Annotated in this window: 20 protein-coding genes; 15 read left to right on the top strand and 5 right to left on the bottom strand. The window is 60.1% G+C overall.

Annotated features, from left to right (window positions below; all coding sequences use genetic code 11):
* The 3 genes from PMI42_RS27730 to PMI42_RS37560 are packed head-to-tail and all read right to left on the bottom strand — an operon-like array spanning position 1 to position 3,479.
* Positions 1–1,119: an acyltransferase family protein gene (locus PMI42_RS27730; RefSeq protein ID WP_008140407.1), complete on the bottom strand. Its 1,119-nt coding sequence runs from the start codon at positions 1,117–1,119 to the stop codon at positions 1–3.
* 10 nt (positions 1,120–1,129) lie between these two features.
* A complete protein-coding gene (locus PMI42_RS27725) occupies positions 1,130–2,374 on the bottom strand; it encodes an acyltransferase family protein (protein WP_008140405.1) in 1,245 nt (414 codons plus the stop codon).
* Positions 2,340–3,479, bottom strand: coding sequence for a glycosyltransferase (locus PMI42_RS37560; RefSeq protein ID WP_008140403.1), 1,140 nt, complete (start codon positions 3,477–3,479; stop codon positions 2,340–2,342). The genes PMI42_RS27725 and PMI42_RS37560 overlap by 35 nt, the downstream gene beginning before the upstream one ends.
* Before the next feature lie 322 nt (positions 3,480–3,801).
* On the opposite strand from PMI42_RS37560, the gene PMI42_RS27715 reads away from it, so the two are divergent.
* The 10 genes from PMI42_RS27715 (at position 3,802) to PMI42_RS27670 (ending at position 13,900) form a co-directional block, all read left to right on the top strand.
* Positions 3,802–4,848, top strand: coding sequence for a glycosyltransferase family 4 protein (locus PMI42_RS27715; RefSeq protein ID WP_162137425.1), 1,047 nt, complete (start codon positions 3,802–3,804; stop codon positions 4,846–4,848).
* Positions 4,849–4,895: 47 nt separating this feature from the next.
* Positions 4,896–5,669 carry a WecB/TagA/CpsF family glycosyltransferase gene (locus PMI42_RS27710; protein ID WP_008140399.1) on the top strand — a complete coding sequence of 258 codons (774 nt, stop codon included), beginning with the start codon at positions 4,896–4,898 and terminating at the stop codon, positions 5,667–5,669.
* Positions 5,660–6,115, top strand: a complete 456-nt coding sequence (locus tag PMI42_RS27705) for a glucuronosyltransferase (protein WP_008140397.1) — start codon at positions 5,660–5,662, stop codon at positions 6,113–6,115. Before PMI42_RS27710 ends, PMI42_RS27705 begins: the two co-directional genes overlap by 10 nt.
* Positions 6,112–6,654 carry a glycosyltransferase gene (locus tag PMI42_RS27700; protein ID WP_008140395.1) on the top strand — a complete coding sequence of 181 codons (543 nt, stop codon included), beginning with the start codon at positions 6,112–6,114 and terminating at the stop codon, positions 6,652–6,654. The genes PMI42_RS27705 and PMI42_RS27700 overlap by 4 nt, the downstream gene beginning before the upstream one ends.
* Complete coding sequence (locus PMI42_RS27695; protein WP_008140393.1) at positions 6,618–8,126, top strand: O-antigen ligase family protein; 1,509 nt, start codon at positions 6,618–6,620, stop codon at positions 8,124–8,126. Before PMI42_RS27700 ends, PMI42_RS27695 begins: the two co-directional genes overlap by 37 nt.
* Before the next feature lie 95 nt (positions 8,127–8,221).
* Complete coding sequence (locus PMI42_RS27690; protein WP_008140391.1) at positions 8,222–8,863, top strand: hypothetical protein; 642 nt, start codon at positions 8,222–8,224, stop codon at positions 8,861–8,863.
* A gap of 203 nt (positions 8,864–9,066) precedes the next feature.
* A complete protein-coding gene (locus PMI42_RS27685; RefSeq protein ID WP_240535290.1) occupies positions 9,067–11,289 on the top strand; it encodes an exopolysaccharide biosynthesis protein in 2,223 nt (740 codons plus the stop codon).
* Positions 11,290–11,303: 14 nt separating this feature from the next.
* Positions 11,304–12,059 carry a hypothetical protein gene (locus PMI42_RS27680; protein WP_008140386.1) on the top strand — a complete coding sequence of 252 codons (756 nt, stop codon included), beginning with the start codon at positions 11,304–11,306 and terminating at the stop codon, positions 12,057–12,059.
* Positions 12,060–12,078: 19 nt separating this feature from the next.
* Positions 12,079–12,531: a hypothetical protein gene (locus PMI42_RS37555; RefSeq protein ID WP_008140385.1), complete on the top strand. Its 453-nt coding sequence runs from the start codon at positions 12,079–12,081 to the stop codon at positions 12,529–12,531.
* A gap of 583 nt (positions 12,532–13,114) precedes the next feature.
* Complete coding sequence (locus PMI42_RS27670) at positions 13,115–13,900, top strand: hypothetical protein (protein ID WP_008140380.1); 786 nt, start codon at positions 13,115–13,117, stop codon at positions 13,898–13,900.
* A 13-nt stretch (positions 13,901–13,913) separates the two neighbouring features.
* Here PMI42_RS27670 and PMI42_RS27665 read toward each other — a convergent pair whose 3' ends face one another.
* Positions 13,914–14,144 carry a hypothetical protein gene (locus PMI42_RS27665; protein WP_008140378.1) on the bottom strand — a complete coding sequence of 77 codons (231 nt, stop codon included), beginning with the start codon at positions 14,142–14,144 and terminating at the stop codon, positions 13,914–13,916.
* A gap of 212 nt (positions 14,145–14,356) precedes the next feature.
* Here PMI42_RS27665 and PMI42_RS37550 point away from each other — a divergent pair, with 212 nt between their 5' ends.
* Together PMI42_RS37550 and PMI42_RS27655 are read left to right on the top strand one after the other, a co-directional pair.
* Positions 14,357–19,036 carry an Ig-like domain-containing protein gene (locus PMI42_RS37550; protein WP_008140375.1) on the top strand — a complete coding sequence of 1,560 codons (4,680 nt, stop codon included), beginning with the start codon at positions 14,357–14,359 and terminating at the stop codon, positions 19,034–19,036.
* A gap of 219 nt (positions 19,037–19,255) precedes the next feature.
* Entirely contained in the window at positions 19,256–19,510 is a 255-nt protein-coding gene (locus PMI42_RS27655) for a hypothetical protein (protein ID WP_008140374.1), read from the top strand.
* 17 nt (positions 19,511–19,527) lie between these two features.
* Here the strand turns inward: PMI42_RS27655 and PMI42_RS27650 are convergent, their stop codons facing one another.
* Positions 19,528–19,758 carry a hypothetical protein gene (locus PMI42_RS27650; RefSeq protein ID WP_008140372.1) on the bottom strand — a complete coding sequence of 77 codons (231 nt, stop codon included), beginning with the start codon at positions 19,756–19,758 and terminating at the stop codon, positions 19,528–19,530.
* 882 nt (positions 19,759–20,640) lie between these two features.
* Here PMI42_RS27650 and PMI42_RS27645 point away from each other — a divergent pair.
* From PMI42_RS27645 to fcl, 3 genes are all read left to right on the top strand, one after another.
* Entirely contained in the window at positions 20,641–21,054 is a 414-nt protein-coding gene (locus PMI42_RS27645) for a hypothetical protein (protein ID WP_008140368.1), read from the top strand.
* Between the two features lie 212 nt (positions 21,055–21,266).
* On the top strand, positions 21,267–22,337 hold the full coding sequence (gene gmd, locus PMI42_RS27640) for a GDP-mannose 4,6-dehydratase (protein ID WP_008140366.1): 1,071 nt from the start codon (positions 21,267–21,269) through the stop codon (positions 22,335–22,337).
* Positions 22,309–23,259: a GDP-L-fucose synthase gene (gene fcl / locus PMI42_RS27635; RefSeq protein ID WP_008140363.1), complete on the top strand. Its 951-nt coding sequence runs from the start codon at positions 22,309–22,311 to the stop codon at positions 23,257–23,259. Before gmd ends, fcl begins: the two co-directional genes overlap by 29 nt.
* The last annotated feature ends 190 nt before the right edge of the window (positions 23,260–23,449 follow it).

Below are 23,449 nucleotides of genomic sequence, written 5' to 3'. Positions count from 1 at the left end.
CTACTCAGCGGCCTGGCTCACGGCGCGACGGCCAGCGCGAAGGTCCCGCAGGGCACGAAGCACCGGCTTCTCGACAAAAATGTGGGCGAGCACGCCGGCGACAACTGCGATGATTGCGGTCGACAGGAAAAGGGGAATCGGGGGGATCCAATGTGACGCAAGGCGAGCATTGAGCAGCGCTACAACCGTAATGACGGGTGAATGCACCAGATAGATCGAATAAGTCGCGTCGCCGATCTTGCGCAAGATCGGCGAAAAGCTCCAGTCATGCTGCCGTTCGCCCAAGGCGCCGCCCAGCAGGATCAAGGCGAAGGGCACCGCGAGCGTCAGCAGAACAAGCGGATCCTTCTGGGTGACGCCGATCCGGCCGCCCGCAAGGGTCGAAGCTGTCACGACCAGGAGGACCAGACCCAGGGCCAGCAGCGGAACGCCCCACCGCTGGTCGATGACCGTGAAAGCGAAATACGTGCAGACGCCGATCAGAAAATAGGCGCACCACATGTCGTTCCACATCTGGAGCAATCCCGGCTCGTGTCCGAGAACGAGGCTGTTGACCAGAATCGACACGGCCCAGGCGACGAGCACCACGGTGCCCAGCAGCCTGTTCAGGATCAGCGTGCAGAAAACGGCATAGAACGCCATTTCATAGAACAGCGTCCATGCCACTTGCAGCGGCAGGCTCAGCGGCTCGGCGAGCTTGACGAGAGCATAGGCGGAAAGCAGGTTTTCCGTGTTCCACGAGAAGTTGGGGTGTCCGATGCCGCGGTAGGCGGCGATCAGGAAGAGGGTCAGGAAAATCCAGTAAACCGGATATACCCGTACAAATCTTTTCCAGAGATAGTTTCCAAGTCTGGCGGGTTTGCCCACATCCTTTACGTGAGCAAACATGATGATGAAGCCGCTCAGAACGAAGAAGAAATTGACGCCGAGCCATCCCTTCGAAGCCACAGCACCGAACAGGCTGACGCCGCCATATTCGGGCTGCGCCAGGATCAGGTGGGTGTGGTAAATGGCGACGGCAACGGCTGCCAGCCCGCGCATGACTTGCACGGACTGGAGTGCCTTCTTTGCCGGATGAGACGGTCTGTCACGTCCGGCGGACTCTTCTGGCGTCAACATTCCACTCCTATCACGCCGGCTTGATCAAGTCGGCACGGGATATGCCGGAAGTTCCAAGCCCGGCATGATGATGCCCGCGCGCCGGAATGTAACGGCTCTGCGCGAGGCCTCGAGCGGACTGAACCACCGTTCCGCCCAGCCATTTGCCCATCGCTGCAACCTTCGTGCCGACGCCGCGCGTCTCGAGGCTCTTCAGGAGCCCAAGAACTGGACGTTCCACAAAGATGTGCGCCAGAACGCCTGCGGCGACGGAACCTACGCATGTGACGGCAAAAAGAGCCATCGGCGGCATCACTCCTGCTGCAAATTTGTAGTTCAGCAAAGCAATCATCGTGATAGCGGGAGAATGTACCAAATAGATGGCATAGGTCGCGTCTCCGAGGTTTAGCAGCACGCGCGGTGGCTTCCAGCCATAGCGCCGTTCCGCCAGGACGCACCCCAGAAGGATCATCGCGAACGGCAGTGCAATCGAGATCATCATCCGCGGATGTGTCTGTGCGTACTCCATCTCCCCGATATAGCCGCGAAGCATCACAAGCAGCAACAGCGAGCCCATGACCAGCAGCGGTACCGCCCAGCGCCCGTCCATTCTCCGATAAAGCAGATAAACGAGCATGCCGACCACAAAATAGGCATTCCAGATATTCAGAAGCCCCCACTCGACGTTTCCGAGGACAAGGCTGCTGAAGGTGACGCATAGCATCCATGCCGACAGCACGGCGATTCCGATTGTGCGATTCACCAGCAACACAATGAAGACCGCGTAGAATGTCACCTCGTAGAACAGCGTCCATGCGACCTGAAGCGGAAGGCTGAATTGATCGCAAAGTTTGACGAGCGCAAACGCTGTCAAAATATTGGCATTATCCCACGAGAAGTTGGGGTGGCCTATCCCGCGATACGCGGCAGCGAGGAAGAAGATCAGGAATATCCAGTAAACCGGATAGACCCGGGAAAATCTCTTCCAGACGTAATTGGCTATGCGATCCGGCCGGCCCACGTCGTTTGCGTGCGCAAACATGATGATGAAGCCGCTGAGCACGAAGAAAAAATTCACACCGAGCCAGCCCTTTGTGGCGATGCTCGGCAGGATCGTGAAGCCGCCGTATTCGGGTCTTGCTAGGATGACGTGTGCGTGAAATATCGCAACTGCTACCGCGGCGAGGCCGCGCATGACTTGGACCGTAAGAATTGTCGTTCTGGGCTTGGACGCGGTGGCGTCAGCCGGTCTCACTCCCCTGACTGCTATCGTCATGTACTAACTCCTCGTACTTTAAAATCATGCCTTCATAAGTAATCGCGTCTGCCAGGTGGCGCGCGCGATCAGTCCACGTCACGTAATGAGCCGGGTCGTCGAGTAGCCGCAGGATCTCGCGGGCGAGCGCCTTGTCGTCGCTGGGATCGACGGCGATGCCGCATGCCGTCCCGTCGGCGGCGGTAATGCCCTCGATCTGAACGGGAACGTTGGAAACAACCAGTGGCAATTGCAGCTTCGCAGCCTCGATCAAGCCGAGGCTGTGTCCTTCAAACCAGCTCGGCTGCACGAAGACATCGCCTTCCGAGAGCAGCTCGAGCGCTTCCTTCCGGGAGCGATGCCCGGCAAATTCGATGCGGTCCGTCACGCCGAGTTCGTCAGCGAGCGTCTTCAGCATGGCCTCCTCGGGGCCGGTGCCGACAATGACGATCTTGACGTCCGGCATGTGCACGGCTGCGCGCACCAGAACGGGATAATTCTTTTGTGGGAACAGGCGCCCCGTTGCCACGACGCGCCGCGCGCGCGTCGTCTTGCGCTCGCGCACGGCGGAAAGCGTTGTGAGCAACGTCTCGATCTCCGGCGGGAGCGCGTTGTGAATGGTTCGCCGCTTGGCGACATAGGCGTTCGGCTTGCCGTTCAGCGATTCTCCGACCGCGTCCGAGACCGTCACGACCGTCTGCACGTTCGGCCACGATCCGACCCAGCCGTCGATTTTGTTCAGAATCCGGCTGTGGGTGCCCACGGGAGAATGATGCGAGATGACGATGCGCGTCGATGCGCCCGCGAGCCGTGCCGCGATCGGAGCAAGCACATTGGCTGCCGGCATTGCCGTGAAAATCATGTCGGGCGCATTCTTGCGCAGCAGCCTTACCAGCGACATCAGCATCTTGATCTGCGCGCCAATCGCCGTCGGCCGGCGGGAGATGACATATTGCCAGGGCAAATGAGGAGAAGTCTCACGGACTTGCGCGCGATACGGGTAGAGCGCCATCAACCGCACGTCGAAGCCGCGGACGCGGAAACCTTCAGCCAGATTGGCCCAGATTTCCTGAACGCCTCCTGCAGAAGAGTGAGAGAGGAGAAAAACGATCGACTGGGCGCTCATTTTGCAAACTGCCGGCTAGGTGTCGGAGCCTCGTCAGATCACCTGCAAAAGCCGTTACGAGTCCGCGGCACACATATTCTTGAAGAATTTGAGTGGCTTGATCCGTACCATGGTCCGCTGAAAAGAAAAAGAGACTCTCGGCCCCGTTTCCGCCCGGCTTTTGCCCACGATGGCATGGGAATGGCATCGTCGGAAGGATCGTAGCGGGCTGTTCCCGTCAGCTTCGGTCTTGATTGCCGGGTTTTGGATTAAACCGGCTGGCCAAGGTGTCATATACGTGCAAACCGTCAGCGGCCGAATATTGTTCGAGAGTTCTTTGTTGATGAAGGTTCTTATCCTTGGAGGCAGTCCTGCGCGCCCAGGCGGTGTTGAGGCATTTTGCAGTCGTGCCCATGATGCAATGAATTTGGACGCGCGGCTCCAGGTCGACTGGCTGCCGGTAAATACGGCCTATCTGAGGCCCGCAACTTCCGTCCGGGCCTGGCAATCACTTCGCACCTTCTGGCGGCGGCGTCATGAAGGCTGGAACGCCGTGTGGCTCCAATATGTGAACCTGGCGGATTTGGCTTTTCTGGTCGCGGCGAGAGCGATGGGGTTCAAGGTTGTGGTAACGCCACATCTCGGGGCCAATTGGAAATCTACGCGGATCGCCATGCTTCGCGCGTTGAGCCGCGCGCTGCTCGGCTTGTCGAGCAGGTTTGCATATTTGTCCGAGACCCAGCTTCAGGAGCTGGCGTTGCCTGCCGGCGTGCCCCGATGCCGCATTCACACTTTTCTGCCACGTTCGATTGGCACACGACAGCTCGTCGTCGAGAAAAGGGCAGGCCGCCAGGGTCTCAAGCTGATCCATGCCGGCCGGCTCTCGCACGAAAAGGGCAGCTTTCTGTTCCTCGAGGTCTGCGCCAGGCTGAAGCAGCGTAACCTGGCCTTCACTGCGGAAGTCATCGGAGGCTGCGATGACCAGACGCGGATGGCGCTGAACGAGCGGATCGCCGAACATGGCATCAAGGAGAATGTTACGCTTTTTCCGGCAATGGAAGAAGAAGAGCTGATGAAAAGGCTCGCGGCTGCGGATTTTCTGATTCACCTTTCGATATTGGATTCATTCCCTTTGATCGTTCTCGAGGCGCTCGCGGCGGGCGCCTATCCGGTTTGCATAGATTTGCCCGGCGCGCGGAAGATGACGCAAGATTACTGTGGGCGGGTCGTCTCTGCGAACAACGCCGTTCAGGCAGCTGTTGACATTCTTTGCCAAGGCGACTTGGAAGTCGCGAGGGGCGAGGCCGACACAGCCAGAAACAAAGTCTTGGATGACTATGACTGGGGCACCTGCGTCCGCTTGCTCGAAAACTGTATCGAACAAGATTGACACCGGATGGACTTGTTTCTGTTTATGATAGTTTGCGAAACCATTTGATGCCCCACCGTGTAGGACAGTTGGTCGACATTGGCGGCGTCAGCGTGCTTTCCTCGGACGTTGGAGAGTTCGTGGCGCGATTCGACGCGTCGATGGCGGCTGAACAGCCAATGAAGGTCGCGTTCCTGAACGCCAATCTGTTCAACTTCACGCGCTCCGATCCGTTCGTTCTCCAGATCCTGAGGGAGTTCACCGTCCTCAATGACGGAGTTGGATTGAATCTTGCTAGCGCGATCCTCAAAGGGGCGGTTTTCCCGGCGAACATGAATGGAACGGATCTGATTCCGGCGGTTCTTTCTATGACGACGCACCGGTTGCGGATATTTCTCGTGGGGTCTAGGCCGTCCTCCGTCCAACGGGCGTCGGAGGTCATCGCAGCCATGTGGCCTCGGCACACGATCGTCGGGTGTCAGGATGGCTATTATGAACCAGCCGAGGAAGACGAGATCGTCGAACGGATCAAATCATCAAACCCTGATCTTGTGCTGGTAGGACTTGGAAATCCAAGGCAGGAACTCTGGATTGCCAAGCACATTCCTTATGCATGCCCGCGCGCGTTCGCCGTTGGCGGACTGTTCGACTTCGTCTCGGGGGAGGTTCCTCGCGCGCCGGCCCTGGTGCGGGCACTCAGCCTGGAATGGTTGTTTAGGTTACTCTACGAGCCCCTTCGTCTGTGGCGTCGGTACTTGCTAGGGATACCTGTGTTTATCGCTCGTGTGACCGGAGAAGCGCTCGGCAGGGCAACCCGGTGGGGAAAACGGATATGGCCGTAAAACGACTGATGCTGGTCGCGTCCGGTGGTGGACATTGGGTCCAGCTGTCGCGCCTTAGTCCCGCCTTCGAGGGACACAAGGCCTTGTATGTGACCACAATGGAAGGAGCCGAGGCTCCGTCCGGTGCGACCCCTGTGGCCGTCGTGACAGACGCCTCGCGGAGCCATCCTGCGAGCTTTGCGGTGCTGTTTGCCCAGATGATCTGGATAATTGCAAAATTTCGTCCCGACGTGATCGTGACGACGGGCGCAGCGCCCGGATTGGTTGCAATTCAGGTGGGCAAAGTGCTAGGGGCGCGAACCGTCTGGATCGACAGCCTTGCGAATTCGGAACGTATGTCGCTATCGGGAAAGCTCGCCAGACGCTATGCAGATCTGTGGCTTACGCAATGGCCTCATCTCGTGGAAAAATACCCCAACCTTTCTTCCTTCGGGGCGGTACTGTGATTCTGGTTTCTGTCGGCACCCAATTTCCTTTCGATCGCCTGATCAGTACCGTGGATATGTGGGCGGTCGAGAACGGAAGAACCGACGTCATGGCGCAGACCGGACCGTCGGGCTACACGCCTCGGGCGCTCAAGTGCTTCGACATGATGAGCCCGGACAAGTTTCGCAAGCTCCAGGCCGAGGCTGAGCTGATCGTCGCCCATGCCGGCATGGGCTCGATTTTGACGGCCCTTGAGTTCAGGAAGCCGATCATCATCATGCCGCGTGACCACACGCGCGGCGAGCACAGGAACGAGCATCAGTCTGCAACCGCTGCGCGTTTCGAGAATACACCAGGTCTCTACGTGGTGAGGGACGAAGCCCAACTCCTCGACCGGTTGAACCATCTCAGCGATATGGTTGCATCCCAGGGCGTTTCCCGGAAGGCGCCGGAGGAATTCGTATCGCGGCTTCGCGCTTTCATCGAAGAAGAGAGGCCGAGCTCTAGGGTCTGGACACTGCCATGGCGCCGAAACGAGTCGAGCGCAGCCAAGCGGTAAAAAATCCCCACAGGAAGCGTCGTGGTGTCGTGCGTCTGGTCGCCACTCAGGCGGCGTTCGCCTGCGTCGCTGCCGTCATATGTCTTTCGCCGTTTCCGCTCGGCTCGACGGCCGTGAGCTTTGTCGCGGCGTGGGGCCTGTTGCTGGGCTTGGCCGCGATTTGCAGCGTGCCGGCGCGGCTTTCCGGCAAATCGATAGTCTTTTTATTCGCGGCCTTCGTGTCTCTTGGCGCTTATCTGGTCGTTATTCACGAGCAGATATCGGTGCGACCATGGTTTTCCAGCGGGCTCGTGCACCCGATCTGGGCCCGTGCGGGCGCTGTGCTGGGAGAAGATTTTCCTCCCATCGTATCGGTCGTGAGGGATGTGCCGCTCATCGCGATCGGTGCAGAGCTGGCCTTCGTGCTCATGCTGCTTGTGTCTTTTTCGATCGCGTCGGATCGGCGTGACGGCCTCAGGCTGCTTCGCGTCGTTGCTTTCGCCGGCGCCGCCTATGCCTTGCTCGGGATTGTCACCTTCGCGGTCGATCCCGGCAAGATTCTGTTCTGGAAGAACAAGACGGATCATCTGGCCAATCTCACGGGCACGTTCACCAACCGGAACACGGCGGCGGTCTTCTTCGGACAGACGTCGGTCCTGTGGTTTCTCTTCTGGTGCGAGGAACTGCGCGACATGCGGGAGCGGCGCGGGTTGAACCTTCGCGGTGCGTTCCAGCGACTCGTCGCGCACCCAACGAATCGCAGCCTGTTCGCTCTCGCGATTTTCGTCACCACGCTATGCGCCGTCTTCATGACGGGATCCCGAGCCGGTTCCGTTCTCACGCTGATCGCGCTGCTGGTTGCGTTTCTGGCGTATTTCCGACGCGAGTTTGCCCACTGGAAAGCCATGGTCGCCGTGGGCGCGATTGGATCATTGGTGGCGACAGGTCTCATGCTGACTGTCGGGGGTAATGTCGGGCAACGCTTCAGCATCCAGGGGTTCAGCGACGAGGGGCGCTGGCCGGTTTATCGGACGACCATGCAGATTGCGCGTGACTTCCCCGAACTTGGTACGGGCCTGGGAAGCTTTGTCGCGATTTTTCAGGCGTATCGCCCAGGCGATGTATCGATCTCCGGCACCTGGAATCGGGCGCACGATGTGCTGCTGGAGCTTGCGTCGGAAACCGGCGTTTTCGTCGCAGGCGGAGTCCTCGCATGGTATCTGGCGATCCTATTTTTACTGATCTGGGCGATCATGCGGCGGCCGACCCGCGACCCTCTGCCCATTTCGGTGGCACTGGCCGCCTGGCTGCTGGCCGGGCTGCACTCGCTGGTTGATTTTTCGCTTCAGATCCCCGGATACGCGTTCATGGTTGCCGCAATAGTTGGCACGGGACTTGCTCAAGCACTAGCGCCGCCGTCTGCGTCCAGTCGCGTCGAGCCTGGTGCGGCCAGCCCGGATTTGGGGGACGGCTTAGATGAACGCAGCCGTTAAAGTTACTGTCATCCAACGTGGATGGTTTGCCTTTAGATTGCAGGAGCATGCTATAGGAGGGCTGCGTTAACTGCCTCGGTTGGTGGGAGAAAGCTGTGTTTAAAGAATATATGGGTTCGATGCTTGGACGTCTCGTGATCGCCGGAACGATCTCTCTGGCTTCCGTCCAGGTTGCGCCCGCGGCGTGTCTGTCCGGCGATCAGAAGTTGCCAGCTGCGACCGTCAACAACTTTGTTGCAAATCCGAGCTCGATTCTGGGCGCGGCCGATCTTGCGCAAACCGTAAGGGATCTGGTGGCCTCGGATTCCTCGACACTGTCTCCGGTTCTCGCCCTGCTTAGGGGCGCGTCGGACGATCAGCAAAGCGCGATCGGATCTGGCCTTGGTCAGGCCGCATCTGTGCTTTGTTTGCGGACGGACCCTAATTTCGCCGCAGAGATTCAGGATCGAGTGAACAACAGCCCGTCTGCTTCGGCAAAGGCCGCTTACGCGGCAATCACCGGCGACGACAAGAACAGAACACTGGCGACGAGCGCTTCTGGCGCTGGAATTTCGCCAGGAGGCGTCGGGGGCGGAACCAACCCAGCGGCCACTTTGGGCAACGGTACGGGATCAACGTTCACGTTCTCGGCTGAGAGCGTTCGCGGTAACGGGCTTAATTACTTCAGCGGCGGGGTGACGGGAATTTCGGGCGTCACTTCGACAACGACGACGGCGGCGCAGACGACGAGCCCGTAGGGCTGGCACTCGCCGCCAAAGCAAAAGATGGACGAGTTGGACTGATGCTCAATATTACCAAGCCTACCACCGCCATTTCGTCCGTTACCCAGGAGTACACATCGGCAGAAGAGACCCTTCAGTCATTGAAGGGGCTGATCGGCCGACACGTGGCCCTCCTTGTCACGGTGGTGCTCGTGTGCGTTCTTCTTGGTGGCGTCATCATGCTGACGACTCCCGCGCGCTTCACCGCGACCGGCCTGCTCATCATCGATACGAAGAAGGTGCAGACCATTCAGCAGCAGGCTCCGCTCGGAACCGAATCGCCGCTGGATACCGGAACAGTCGACAGCCAGGTCGAAATCCTTCAGTCCGAAACGATCGCGCTCAACGTCATCAAGCAGCTTCGACTGACCGAACTCGACGAGTTCGTTGGTCCCGGCGGCGGCATTCCAGGTGCTATCCTCGGTGCGATCAGGTCTCTGCTGTCAGATGGCCCGCGGTCGGATTTCGAATTGACCCGCAAGGCGCTCGAGAAGTTTCAGAAGCGTCTCTCCGTGAAGCGGCTGGGATTGTCGTATGTCATTCAGATCGACTACCAGTCCGAAAATCCCGACCGCGCGGCAAAGATCGCCAATGCGGTGGCCGAAGCCTATATCAACGACCAACTCGAATCGAAGTATCAGGCGTCCCGTCGCGCGGCTATCTGGCTGCAGGACCGGCTGAAGGAGCTTCGGACTCAGGCCTCTGCGGCCGAGCGAGCCGTTGTGCAGTACAAGGCCGACAACAACATCGTCGATACCGGCGGTCGCCTTCTCAACGAGCAGCAACTGGCCGAAATCAACAGCGCTCTGACGATCGCGCGGGCCCAGAAGGCCGAAGCCCAGGCGCGCCTCGATCGCATCAACGGGATTCTTCAGAAGGACAATGGCGACGGCACGATCATCACCGAAGTGGGAGCCGTCGCCGACTCCCTCCATAACGACGTGATCACGCGGCTTCGCCAGCAATATCTCGATCTCTCGAACCGCGAGGCCGACTGGTCCAATCGCTACGGGCCGCAGCACCTCGCGGTCAAGAATCTGCGCGATCAGATGCGGGAAATCCGCCGGTCGATCGGGGACGAACTCAAGCGAATCGCCGAAACCTACAAGAGCGACCTCGAGATCGCCTCCTCCAAGGAGGACAGCACGCAGAAGACCCTGGATCAGACGGTCAAGGCCTCGAACGACACGAGCCAGGCCCAGATCGCGTTGCGAGAGCTGGAAAGCAACGCGCAGAGCTATCGCGCGCTCGCCGACAACTTCCTGCAGCTCTACATGGTCTCCGTGCAGCAGCAGTCGTTCCCGATCACTGAATCCCGCTTGATCACCCAGGCCACGCCGCCGCTGAAGCCGTCATTCCCGAACATGCTGATTGTGATGCCGGGCGCTCTCGTCGGTGGAATCGCGCTGGCATTCGGCCTCGCGGTTTTCAGGGATATGTCGGACCGTGCGTTCCGGACCGCCTCGAGGGTGCAGCGCGAACTCGGTCTCGATTGCATCGCCGTGCTGCCGAAATTGTCGTTCGACGGCGCGAAATCTTCCCGCGGCGTGCGTGGCATGGTTGCCCGCGCCCTGGGTAAGCAAGCGCCGGATGGTGCGGTCCGCTCGCCGCCGCCGCAAAGGCCAGCAGGTCGCCCGCCGCGCGAAGACGAGCGGCTGGCGGCGATCGACCGTCCGCTGGTGTTCCGTCCGAGCCCGATGCGCTACGTGATGGAAGCCCCGTTCTCGCGGTTTGCCGAGGGATTGCGGGCCATCAAGCTGGCCGCCGACCTGCATGGTTCGAGCAGGACCAACAACGTCCTTGGCATCACCTCGGCGCTTCCCAACGAGGGCAAATCGAGCACGGCAGCCTCGCTCGCCCGCGTCATCGCGCATGGCGGCACGCGCACGCTGCTCATCGACGGCGACCTGCGCAATCCGTCGTTGACCAAGCAGCTTACGCCGGGTGCCAAGGCCGGACTGGTGGACGTCATCTCCGGCGACGTGGCATTGCAGGACGCGCTCTGGACCGATCCGGAAACCGGCCTCGATTTCCTTCCGGTCGTGATCGATCAGTGGCTGCCTCACAGCCACGAGATCATGCTCTGGCAGGCCACCGAGAAGCTGTTCGCAGGCCTGCGCGGCTCGTACGACAGGATCATCGTGGATCTGCCCCCGATGGCTCCGATCGTCGACGTGCGCGCAACCAACCGTCTCGTCGACTCTTATCTCCTTATCGTCGAGTGGGGTAAGACCAAGATCGACGTCGTCCAGATGGCGTTGAACGACGCCCCGAACGTCACCGAAAGGACGATCGGCTGCGTGCTCAACAAGGCCAACATGAAGGCCGTGAGCCGCTACGATCTGCGGCACTCCGAATATTACGGGAATTCCTATTATTCGAGATACGGCTACGTGGATTGAGACGTGGCGATGCCGTGTCGATAGCCCGCGCCTTTCTGAAGCTGCTGTTCGTTGCGGCCGGCGTGCTCACGATCTCCTGGAGCGTGAGCACGTATCAGCGCGTCTTTCCTTTCAGGGATCTCGAAGCCGTCGGGTCCCGGATATCGCTCGGTGAGACTTTCCAGCCGAGCGTACTGGAGGGGGTCGAACCTGACGCGGATCGCGCGATCGCTGCTGCGGACTGCAACACCCCTGCGATCCGCAGCGCCGTGTTCGTGAAAGTGCAGTTGTACGAGATCAAGGGCGGCGAGACGGATCGGCTCGCGTTGAACAAGCTCTCCAGCGATCTGCGCGGCGCGATCCGCAAGTCCATCAGCTGCTCTCCGTACGACCCGTTCTTCTGGTTTGTGCGGTACTGGATCGAAGTATCCAGCTCCGGGGTGTCTGAGAAGGCTCTCCGCTATCTGGAGATGTCCTACGAGACCGGACCGAATGAAGGCTGGATCGCTCTTCGTCGGAACCGGTTTGCGCTTGCCGTGTTTCCGTCGCTTGGTAGCGAGCTACAGAAAAAGGTGCTGACCGAATTTACAGAGTTGGTGGACGCCGGCTTCGTCGACCTGGCCGCTGCCAACCTTGCGGGTCCGGGGTGGCCGGTGCGGGAGCAGTTGCTCGCACGACTTGCGGACGTCGGGCGGTACAATCGCGAACAGTTCGCGAGACTCCTCGAGGACCAGGGAATTCGAGTCGATATTCCCAATGCCGAGCCGCGCCCGCAGCGATACTGGAATTGAGCCGAGCTGGAGTTTGGCAATGTCGAAGATTCGATCATTCGCTTATGCGGTGGCTATCGGCCTTGGCGCCTTGCTGGCCGCTCACGATGGGGCGCACGCTCAGGTCGACAAGCCGGGACTGACCGGAGGCTCGGTCGTCGGCTCGACGCCCGGCCTCAGCGTGGATACCAACTCATCGTCCATGAGGTTCGGTTCGTCCCGGACGCCGCAGCGGCATATGGATTCCTCCGGCCGCCCCTGCGTCTACGTGCTCGGGGAGGCCAAGTCGCAGGTCGTCAATCCGAAACTTTACGACCACATCCTGATCGTCAACAATTCATGCAGCGTTCCGGTCAAGCTGCGGGCCTGCTATCTGGGCACCGACAAGTGCAACGACATCGCCGTCGCAGCCTACACCAAGCGCCGCGAGATCTTTGGCATCGTGCCGGATGCGAAGGATTTCAGGTTCGAGTTTCGCGAGTATTTCAACTAGCCGCTGTGTCGCGGCAAGATGTCCGTATCTGCGTCACGAGAACGTAATGTCGTGAGACCTTTGGAAGCAGGACGGCTGGCTTGCTTCCTTCGACCGTTTTCGTGCAAGATTCCGCGGGCATCGCAACAAGGTCACTGAGGCTCTGGATGAATTTTCATATTGGAAGTCTGGTGAGAACCGCCTGGCTGATCGGTTTTATCGCAATCGGATCGATGCCATCCGCGGCATGGGCCGGATGCTTTTGCCAATGCGTCGATGGTGCCTTCCGCGCCATCTGCAGCGGTCCGTATGACATTGCTCCGATCTGCCCCGCTCGTTCGTGCTCGACGACTTTCCGTCAGAAGCCGATGCGCATCGGCGAGGGGGGGCGGTCGCAATGCGCTCCGATCAAGGATTGTGACACCTACGGGCATTGCCAGTGGAAGAGCAGCTGCGACAAGTAGCCGTCCGTTCAATGGACCCGGCTGCCGAGTGGCGAGCGGACACTATTCGTATTTGGTCGTTAACCTGCTTTGCTGAGCCGGCATTTTGAGGTCGGGTGCGACGGTCGCGACTCCACATCCTGGATCGAGAAGGAGCTGATATGCGTCCAATCCCGCGAGCTTTCGTCCTCGCTTCCGCCTTCCTGCTGACCGTCGATTGGGCCGGCGCGGCTGAACTGCGCCGCTTCGGCGATCATCAATTATTCACCAAGGGTCCATTTACGGCATTCATGGATCCCTTCAACAAGCGGGAATACGTCGCCGGCAAGGACTTCGATCAGAGCTTCACCGTGGATCCCGAGAATTTTCCGGCGGGGACGACCATCACCTGGAATTGGCCGATCCGCGATCCGAAATTCATCGTCGGCTTCCTCCAGGCCGCGGGCTATGGCGACTATTTCAACACCGTGCCGCAACGGCAAATTCGGCCCTCGCGGATCAACGAAATCCAGCAATTGTCTGTCTCGCACGATCTAACCTTTTCCGGGACACACAACGGCTTCGACGTCATCTATGATTACTTTCTCACCAAGGCTCCTCGCGGCTGGACATCGCGCCTGTTCGAGATCGAGGTGTTTCTCCGTACGCCCGAATATTCTGTGAAGTACTTCAACACGGCGACGCCGATCGGAACGTTCGAGCATGCCGGGGTGCAATGGAAGGTGGCGATCGATCGCAGGCCGAAGGTCCCGGATATCCTGTTCATGCCGGTTAACCACGCCGATCTTGCCAAGGGCTCGATCGATCTCCAGGCGATGCATCTCTTCCTGAAGTCCAAGGGAATCCTGACCGGCGAGGAGTATTACAATGGCCATTCGCTCGGTGTGGAGCCTGCGCAGGGAACGGGCTCGTTCCTGGTGAACGCGGTCTCCGTAGATTACCGGTGAGCGCTGTCTCCGGCTATCGCACGGCAGTGCGCGGCTGAGTTTGCGCGCCGTTGAGGTCCTGGTTCTCGGACGCAGAAGCGGAATCTGCCTGCGCGCGGCGCGAGATGCTTGACTGCATCTTTCTCACCTTCGCGAGATCGTGATTGACCGCTGCATCCCGCAGCGGCGTCGAGAACAATTGCTCCGCCTCGCTCGGCCCGGAGCCGAACAAAGCTAACAAGACGATAATCGCTGCGCTTCTCATTGACGGCCTCGGACATGGATTGCGTTGGTCTTCACGCCAAGGCTTGCTTCTCAGCCGAATATGGCAGTTGAAGGGCTTTCCACGCCTTCCGCGATCTTTGTTCATTTTCTGAAAATCTTACCGAAGTCTCAATCGGGTCCGAACGATTAGCTGCAATCCCGCCCCCGGATATTTGGAAATGAATGTTTTCATGTGCCTTGGGGGACGGGCATATGACGACGTACAGCACTGCGAATGGACTAACTCTGTCGACATCGGGGACGACGACCCGATGGGCGATCAATACGACGGGGGCGGAGACCCAGACCGGCACGTCCGGTAACGACGCGTTCAGCGGCGCCGGCGGTGATGTTCTCATCGGAGGTCTCGGCGACGACACCTACTATCTGTGGGACAATCGCGAGACCGTCATTGAACAGGCCGGGCAGGGTACCGATACGATCGTTGTGAATTATTGGGGCGCCGCGACGCTCCCCAACAACGTCGAAAATCTGATCCTCAACACGCCCGGCGCAAATTCCGGAACGGGCAACGCTCTCAACAACATCATCATCGCCGGCACCGTCGGCGCGACGCTGGATGGCGGTGCGGGCACCGACATTCTGGTCGGAGGTGCCGGGGCCGATCTGTTCATCGTCAAGGCGGGAAATGGCTCTGACGCCATCGTGAACTTCGCGCCGAGCAACGACATCATCAAGCTGCAAGGCTACGGGATCACCAGTTTCGATCAGCTCACGGCATTGGCCACGCAGAGCGGCGCGGACCTGAAATTCGCATTCGCCAATGGCGAAAGCCTCGTGCTGCGGAATGTGAGCCTGTCTAGCCTGAGCGCGTATGATTTCGGTCTGCAGCCCAGCACTCCCGCATCCCTCACGGCGCTGTCCCAAATGGTCGGCCCGGCCAAGGCGTTTACCGCGAATGGCTGGACGATCGTCAACAACGTCTGGAATCCGGGAAGCCTGGTTTACGGCACGGACTACTCCGTCTCGACGTCCTATGCTGCCGCCGATCTGACCAAGCAAACCACCTTTACCTGGTCGTTTCCGGTCGTCATCGATCCCAATCCCATGGTCCGGGCCTATCAGGAGATTTCCTACGGCCTCAATCCATATGCGGCCACGTCGAGCTCGGCCAGCAATTCGTTTGCGATACAACTGTCCAGCCTTGGCAGCCTCAACGTCAAATACGACGTCGAGTACCACGGGAATCTTTCAGGCTTCGACGTCGCCTTCGATCTCTGGCTGACGAGCCGCCCGAACGGCGATGCGAGCACGATCACCAATGAAGTGATGATCTGGCTGCACAAGGGTGGTCTCAGTCCGTTCGGCAGCCAGATCGGCACCTATAGCGACGGCGTGATTTCGGCCAAGATCTACTATCAGGCCGGAGCGCGGCCCTATACGGCGGTCGTCCTCGATACCGACTCGACAGCTGGCCAGATCGATATCGCTTCGATCCTGGCAAAGCTCAAAAGCCTCGGCGTGGTCTCCAACAGCGATTACCTGGCCTCGCTGGAGTTCGGAGCCGAGGTCGGATCGGGGGCAGGCACGCTGTCAATTCACACGCTCGACCTGACCGTCACGAAGGCCACGTCCAGTCCGGCTACGGCGGCGCCTCTTGCTCCGACGATCGCAGTCTCGTCCTCGGACAGCGCCGGCCTCGCCAGTGGATTGACGAAAGTCAATCTTGTGACGCTGAGCGGAACGGCCCAGGTCGGCGTGACGGTCCAGATCTTCGACGGTGCCGGCCAGATCGGCACGGCCGTCGTCGGCAGTTCCGGGACCTGGAGCTTCGCCACGGCATCCCTCGCAGACGGCAGCCACGCCTTCACAGCCAAAGCGGTGGACAGCGCAGGGAGCGCCAGCACAACGTCTTCGGCAATCAATCTGACCGTGGACGCGACAGCACCGGCCGCGCCCGCGATCACAAGCTTTTCGCCGGACAGCAACACCCCGGGCGACGGCATCACCAATGCCAGCCATGTTACGCTGAATGGTACGGCGGAAGCGGGCAGCACGGTCAAGATTTTTGATGGTTCGACCCTGGTCGGTACCGCAACCGCCAGCGCCGGCGGCATTTGGTCCTACACAACGCCGACCCTGGTCGACGGCACGCATTCGTTCATTGCCAAAGCGATGGACGCAGCGGGAAACCTGAGTGCGCCGTCTGCAAGCGCCAAGGTGGTCGTGGATACGGTCGCTCCGGAGGCGCCCGTCGTCCAAGCAGACGTCTCGGCGTTGGGCAGCTCGATCGATGTCTCCGGTACCGCGGAGGCCGGGACCGTCGTTCGGCTCTATGAAGGTGCGACGTTGCTCGGTACCGGGATTGCCGCTTCGGACGGAAAATGGATCATCAACACCGGAGCGTTGGCTGATGGCGCTCATGCCTTCTCAGCCACTGCGACGGATGCCGCTGGAAACGTGAGCCAGATTTCCAACGTGCTGGATCCGATCGTCGGCACCACCATCGAGTCGGCTGGTACCACCACGCTGATCCGGGCCGGTACCAATTACTATCTCTCGGATAGCGGGGTCGATCTTGTCCTGAAGTATTCGGGAGCGCCGGTGCAGCAGGGACAGTTCGGCACGTTTTCGGCGATCTCCGCAGAGAAGACGGCAACTGGATACAACGTCGTCTGGAAGGCTTCAGGTGCCGACCAGTATTTCGTCTGGAACGTCGACAGCAGTGGGAATTTCACGTCAGACCTGACGGGGACGGTGTCGGGAAGCAGCAGCACGCTGAAATCGTTCGAATCAGTCTTGCGTCAGGACCTCAATGGCGACGGCGTGATTTCGCCGCCCTCGCCCCCTAGCACGACAATCGAAGCGTCAGGATCGACGAGTCTGGTGCTTTCGGCGGGCAATTACTCCATGAATCCGACCTCTGGCGGTACGGGACCGACCTTGAAGCTGGGCGGCAGCGCCGTGGCCTCGGGACAACTCGGTGCCTGGGTGCCAATCGGAGTGGAGGCGGTCTCCAGCGGCTATCAAGTGGTTTGGAAATACGGGAGCGGCAGCAGCTATGCGCTGTGGACCACAGATAGCAACGGCAACGATCTTAGCTCCACCGATGTGACGTCGGCATCGCTTGCGACGCTGGAGAGTACGTTTCATCAAGACCTCAACGGCGATGGCGTGATCTCGGCATCGGTATCCTCGAACACGACGATCGAAGCGGCGGGATCGACAAGCCTGGTGCTGTCGGCGGGCAACTACCTCATGAACCCGATTTCTGGCGGCATGGGACCAACGTTGAAGCTGGGCGGCAGCGCCGTGACTTTGGGACAGCTTGGTGCCTGGAATCCGATCGCAGCGGAGGCCGTCTCCGGCGGCTACAAGGTGGTCTGGAAATACGGAAATGGCACCAGCTACGCGCTGTGGACGACGGACGGCAACGGCAATAACCTGAGCTCGATCGATGTGACGTCGGTGTCGCTCGCGACGCTGGAGAGTTTGTTTCATCAGGACCTCAACGGCGATAGCGTCATCTCGGCCTCGGCTCCGTCCGGCACGTCGATCGAGTCGGCCGGATCGGTCAGTCTCATGTTATCGGGGGGGAACTATCTTCTGAACCCCGCCTCGGGCGGCACGGGAACGACCTTGAAGCTGGGCGGCAGCGCCGTGGTCTCGGGACAACTCGGTGCCTGGGCGCCAATCGGAGTGGAGGCGGTCTCCAGCGGCTATCAAGTGGTCTGGAAATACGGGAGCGGCGGCAGCTATGCGCTGTGGACCACAGATAGCAACGGCAACAATCTTAGCTCCACCGATATGACGTCGGCATCGCTTGCGACGCTGGAGAGTACGTTCCATCAAGACCTCAACGGTGATGGCGTGATCTCGGGCTCGGCTGCGGCGGGCACGACGATCGAGTCGGCCGGATCGACGAGTCTCGTGTTGTCGGAGGGCAATTATTTTATGAGCCCGACGTCAGGCGGTATGGGACCGATCCTGAAGTTGAGCGGCAGCCCCGTGACTCCGGGACAGATCGGTGCTTGGACTCCCATCGCAGCGGAAGCAGCGTCCGGCGGTTATCAAGTGGTCTGGAAGTACGGTATCAGCGCCAGCTACGTCCTATGGACGACGGACAGCAACGGCAACTGTCTGAGCTCGACCGACTTGACACCGACGTCGATCAAGACGCTGGAGGGTAGCTTCTATCAGGATCTCAACGGCGACGGTTACATCGGGTCGTCATCCTCGATTGTCGACATTGCCAAGAATGCGACTTTGACTCTTGCCAAGGTGACCCAGGCGATCACCATCGAAGCTGGGGTCAAGGTCGAACTGACCGGTATTGGTTCGGGTGACGTCACCTTCAAGGCGAACACCGGCACGCTGATCCTTGACCATGCCACGCAGTTTACCGGCAAAATCTACGGACTGACCGGGAATGGGGATCCGAACGCTTCGGATATTCTGGACTTGAAGGATGTTTCCTATGGTTCAGGCACAACCGTCAGTTTCTCGGGCACGAGCACCGGAGGAGTGCTGACGGTCAATGACGGTCTCGGCCACGTGGCCAACATCAACCTGGTTGGAAACTACCTGACATCGACGTTCAATCTGTCCAGCGATGGCACCGGCGGCACACTGGTCATTGATCCTCCCCTCGACGGCTTTCATTTTGTTGAACCTGCCGCAGTTCGGCCAGTGGCGGCCGGGCCGGCGGCAGATCATGCGACCGATGGCTTCGTTTTCAAGACGATGGATGCACACGCGCAGACGTCAGCTATGAGCGGCTCGGGGGGTGAATTTGACTTCTCGTTTCATAAACTCGACCAGGCTGGGTTCGACGTCGGCGCCCATGAGTCCGACGCTCATGTCCACCCCGCTGATTTTACAGTAACGACGGAGGCCCATGCGTGGGCGCAGGGTCACCTGTTGCACGTGTGACGCAGCGACGGGCTCGTATGGCCGTCGTTCGCGCCGCTGCGGCCGGGATCAATGGCTCCGCGGGCGGAGGCGGGGCGCGGACATCCTCGACCGCGATTTTGCAGATGCACGGCGAAAGCTGGAAAATCACGAAAAATTGGGCCGTGACACTTGCCGGGCGCTCTCAAAGGGAGATATCGGAAGCCGAGGTCGTCGGCTCTGCGCGGGAGATGGAGAACAATGGTGCTCGGATGGAAGGTCGTTGCTGGCGCGATTGGAGTGCTTTGCGTTCAAGCCGTCATTACCCCCGATCGGGCTTGGGCGATCACAGCGGAATTGGCCAGGACTTGCAAGGCGCTTACCACGAAGCAATTTCCGCCCCGTGAGGTTGCCAACCCCGCGGCCGGCAGCGCCAAGGGCTCTGGACGCGATCAAACCGCCTATTTCAACAAATGCGTCGCAAACAACGGCAAGATGGACGACGGCGGCAAGTGACCTGAACGGATGGTCTGTCACTGCTCCTGGACGGCAGCAGGCTCCGGTACGTTGCCATCCTTGGCAACACAATCCTTGAAATAGGCTTGTCTATCGCCGCTCATGCGCACGGCGCCGGGCCGCTTGTACGGGAACGCGATGTAGGAATAGTGCATGCATTTCCTGGCGGTTTCGGCGCTCGGAGCGGCCACGGCGTCGATCGCGCTGACCACCACGACAAGAGCGGCGATCCCAGCAACCCTGAACATCTCCTGCCACCTCATCGAAGGACACATTGATTGACAGGACAGCCTAAGGCGCGCTGCTCGCGGCGCCTTGGCGCGCGGATCTCGATGCCAAATGGCTATTTCGCAGCAGAAACGCGGGCGGTTGTCTCAGCCCGGCGGGTGGCAAATAGGGTCTAAATCTGAGTGATCTTTCCCTGCGTCGGCGGGAGATGAACTCTCTGGTCGTATAACCGGCTGCGAATGAAAGCCCGGCTACTGCCAAAATCAAGATCAGGCCTGCCACGCGATACTCCACGTTAACGATAATCCCCCCTTGTCTCAAAAGAGGGGCACGCCCGCAAGATGGGTGTCGCGTCCGCCGCCAAGTTTGCCGAAAATTAACGTCGGCCGGACCGTCTGACGGAACTGCAACAGCCCGTGGCATTGGGGCCGACGAAGGACGGATCGGCCGGCGAGAAATAGTTCGTGGGCCGGTTCGGGGTGCTCTGGGGCCTGGTCGAGACGGTCGGCCCAGGCGCAACCACATAGCCGCTGGGCGCGCCGCTGTACGGTGGTTGCTGCGTTCCCTGGGCCATCACCTGATTGCTGGCGAATGTCAGGCACGCGCAGGCAAGCAGCATGTGCATCGCGTATCTCATGCCTTTCGACATGGATATCCATTTCGGAACGTCAATGGTCGACCGGCTGGAACCCAGGGATATTTGCGCTCGGCAAATGCACTGGTTGGCCTCGTGTAGGCCGCAGAGCGGCACCGTCATGCATGTCGTGGATGCTGGTCGGGTGCCACGCGCATCGAAGCGCTTAGCGCGGTGTTAAGCACAGCGTGAAGGTGACGTCGTCTCTTATCAATTTTTCAGCCCGCCGCTCGCATTGTCGCTCCGCCGACTACGAGAGGGGACCGTTATGTCGCACACTGGCCGTTTAGTTTCCATCGCTTCGCTGATGATCCTGGCATCGGCTTTCAATGCTTATGCAACGCCAAACTGCATGCGTGACATCAAGCCCTACAAGCTTGCTGGTGACACCATGGAATGGTCGATGACGATCGCGCCGGGCGCCGACTGCATCCAGGGGCTGCGCTGGTCGACAATGCAGATTTACAGCGTCTCGATTTCCGAAAAACCGAGCAACGGCGAACTGGTGCTGGTCGGCCCGGGCTTCCGATATTTCGCCAAACCCAATTTTTCCGGCACTGACAAGTTCACCCTGGTCGTCGTCGGCAAGAACCGCCGCGACGAAGGGACCTCCACGGTCCAGGTCACGATCTCGAAGCCGGATGCATCGATGGTGGTGAGCGCGGTCGGGTATCCGCAATAATTGCCGCTATATTCGTGACAAGACGCCCGCGGCTTGATTTAGGCCTCGCTGGCGCCTCTTTTGACAGGTTTTTCCTCATTTCAGGGGTTGACCCGGCTCGCCGATATATCCAAGAAACAGCCTGTTCACGCGCGGTTTCGCCGTCGAAATGACAATTCAGGGGCCTGTCGAGGCACCCGACCATCTCTGGGATAGGATCGAGACGTATCGGCATGCGTGAGCGGATCGCTCTCATCACCGGCGTGACCGGGCAGGACGGCGCGTATCTTGCCGAATATCTGCTGTCGCTCGGCTATGTCGTGCACGGCATCAAGCGGCGCTCGTCCTCGTTCAACACCGCGCGGGTCGATCATCTCTACCAGGACCCGCATGTCGGCAACGTGCCATTCCTGATGCACTATGGCGACATGACGGATTCGACCAATCTGATCCGCCTGGTGCAGCAGATCCGCCCGACCGAGATCTACAATCTGGCGGCGCAAAGCCACGTCGCCGTCAGCTTCGAGAGCCCGGAATACACGGCGAATGCCGACGCCATCGGCGTGCTGCGTCTGCTCGAGGCGATCCGCATCCTCGGCATGGAGAGGGAGACACGGTTCTACCAGGCCTCGACCTCCGAGCTCTATGGCCTCGTGCAGGAGATCCCGCAGAAGGAGACCACGCCGTTCTATCCGCGCTCGCCCTACGGCGTCGCAAAGCTCTACGGCTACTGGATCACGGTGAACTACCGCGAAGCCTACGGCATGTTCGCGTCGAACGGCATCCTGTTCAACCATGAGAGCCCGATCCGCGGCGAAACTTTTGTCACCCGCAAGATCACGCGCGGCGTGTCGCGCATCGAGGTCGGCCTGGAAGAGACGCTTTATCTCGGCAATCTCTCGGCCAAACGTGACTGGGGCCATGCGCGCGACTATGTCGAGGGCATGCACAGGATCCTGCAGGCCGACAAGCCCGATGATTTCGTGCTTGCCACCGGCGAGATGCATTCGGTGCGTGAGCTGGTCGAGCTTGCCTTTGCGCAGGTCGGCCGCCGCATCGCCTGGCGCGGGGCAGGCGTCGACGAGACCGGCGTCGACGAAAACAGCGGCAAGACCGTGGTGCGCATCGATCCGACCTATTTCCGCCCGACCGAGGTCGATCTTCTCGTCGGCGATGCCAGCAAGGCGCGCGAGGTGCTCGGCTGGAAGCCGAAGCGGACGTTCGCCCAGCTCGTCGAGGAGATGATGGCGAGCGATCTGGCCGAGGCAAAGCGGGATGCTGGCCGTGGCAAACGCAGCGTTTGAGCTGAAGGGCAGAAGCGTCTACGTCGCCGGCCATCGCGGCATGGTCGGCAGCGCGCTTGTGCGCCGGCTCGCACGGGAGGACGTCAGGCTCGTTACCGCGGAGCGGCGCGAAATGGATCTGCGCAACCAGGCCGCCGTGTTCGACTGGTTCGCGAAGGTGCGGCCGCAAGTAATATTCCTCGCCGCCGCCAAGGTCGGCGGCATCGTCGCCAACGACACGCTGCGCGCCGAGTTCATCTACGACAACATCGCGATCGCGGCGAACGCGATCCAGGCCGCGCATCAGAACGGCGCCGAGAAGCTGCTGTTTCTGGGCTCCTCCTGCATCTATCCGAAGCTGGCGCCGCAGCCCCTGCGCGAGGACTCGGTCCTGACCGGCCCGCTGGAGCCGACCAACGAGCCCTATGCCATCGCCAAGATCGCGGGGATCAAGATGGTGGAGGCCTATCGCAGCCAGTACGGCAGCGACTTCATCAGCGTGATGCCGACCAATCTCTACGGCCCCGGCGATAATTATCATCCCGAAATGAGCCACGTCGTTGCCGCGCTGATCCGGCGCTTCCACGAGGCCAAGGTTTCGGGCGCGAAGAACGTCGTCGTGTGGGGCACCGGTACGCCGCGGCGCGAGTTCCTTTATGTCGACGACATGGCGGATGCCTGCGTGCATCTGATGAAGACCTATTCCAGTTCAGAATTGGTCAACATCGGCACCGGCGAGGACATCACCATCGCCGAGTTCGCGCGCGTCGTCGCCGACATCGTCGGTTACAGCGGCGAGATCTCGTTCGACACCACACGCCCCGATGGAACGCCACGCAAGCTGCTCGACGTCAGCCGCCTCGCACAGCTCGGCTGGCGCGCGACGACCTCACTTCAAGACGGCTTGAAGCGCGCATATGCGGCGTATCTCGCGCATACGTAGAATGCAACAATTGCATGTCGCGTATTTCACGCGATATATGCGGTTCTTGTCACGTCGAGCGGCTAAGGTTTATTCAGTTCGCGCAGCAACTTGCCCTAATGTTGGGCGAGCGGTCGGATAGAGAAATGGTCTAGGATGTTCAGTGGGACATCCGTCTTCAACGGAAAGAGTTTTTCATGCGAATCGCGAT

Source organism: Bradyrhizobium sp. YR681 (genome assembly GCF_000282615.1).
Lineage (GTDB): Bacteria > Pseudomonadota > Alphaproteobacteria > Rhizobiales > Xanthobacteraceae > Bradyrhizobium.
This window is presented reverse-complemented; position numbering and strand designations above follow the sequence as displayed.

Coding starts and splice junctions, on each gene's coding strand:
- PMI42_RS27730 (WP_008140407.1), bottom strand. CDS start 1,119: ATGTTGACGCCAGAAGAGTCCGCCGGACGTGACAGACCGTCTCATCCG.
- PMI42_RS27725 (WP_008140405.1), bottom strand. CDS start 2,374: ATGACGATAGCAGTCAGGGGAGTGAGACCGGCTGACGCCACCGCGTCC.
- PMI42_RS37560 (WP_008140403.1), bottom strand. CDS start 3,479: ATGAGCGCCCAGTCGATCGTTTTTCTCCTCTCTCACTCTTCTGCAGGA.
- PMI42_RS27715 (WP_162137425.1), top strand. CDS start 3,802: ATGAAGGTTCTTATCCTTGGAGGCAGTCCTGCGCGCCCAGGCGGTGTT.
- PMI42_RS27710 (WP_008140399.1), top strand. CDS start 4,896: ATGCCCCACCGTGTAGGACAGTTGGTCGACATTGGCGGCGTCAGCGTG.
- PMI42_RS27705 (WP_008140397.1), top strand. CDS start 5,660: ATGGCCGTAAAACGACTGATGCTGGTCGCGTCCGGTGGTGGACATTGG.
- PMI42_RS27695 (WP_008140393.1), top strand. CDS start 6,618: ATGGCGCCGAAACGAGTCGAGCGCAGCCAAGCGGTAAAAAATCCCCAC.
- PMI42_RS27685 (WP_240535290.1), top strand. CDS start 9,067: ATGCTGACGACTCCCGCGCGCTTCACCGCGACCGGCCTGCTCATCATC.
- PMI42_RS37555 (WP_008140385.1), top strand. CDS start 12,079: ATGTCGAAGATTCGATCATTCGCTTATGCGGTGGCTATCGGCCTTGGC.
- PMI42_RS27670 (WP_008140380.1), top strand. CDS start 13,115: ATGCGTCCAATCCCGCGAGCTTTCGTCCTCGCTTCCGCCTTCCTGCTG.
- PMI42_RS27665 (WP_008140378.1), bottom strand. CDS start 14,144: ATGAGAAGCGCAGCGATTATCGTCTTGTTAGCTTTGTTCGGCTCCGGG.
- PMI42_RS37550 (WP_008140375.1), top strand. CDS start 14,357: ATGACGACGTACAGCACTGCGAATGGACTAACTCTGTCGACATCGGGG.
- PMI42_RS27655 (WP_008140374.1), top strand. CDS start 19,256: ATGGTGCTCGGATGGAAGGTCGTTGCTGGCGCGATTGGAGTGCTTTGC.
- PMI42_RS27650 (WP_008140372.1), bottom strand. CDS start 19,758: ATGTTCAGGGTTGCTGGGATCGCCGCTCTTGTCGTGGTGGTCAGCGCG.
- PMI42_RS27645 (WP_008140368.1), top strand. CDS start 20,641: ATGTCGCACACTGGCCGTTTAGTTTCCATCGCTTCGCTGATGATCCTG.
- gmd (WP_008140366.1), top strand. CDS start 21,267: ATGCGTGAGCGGATCGCTCTCATCACCGGCGTGACCGGGCAGGACGGC.
- fcl (WP_008140363.1), top strand. CDS start 22,309: ATGCTGGCCGTGGCAAACGCAGCGTTTGAGCTGAAGGGCAGAAGCGTC.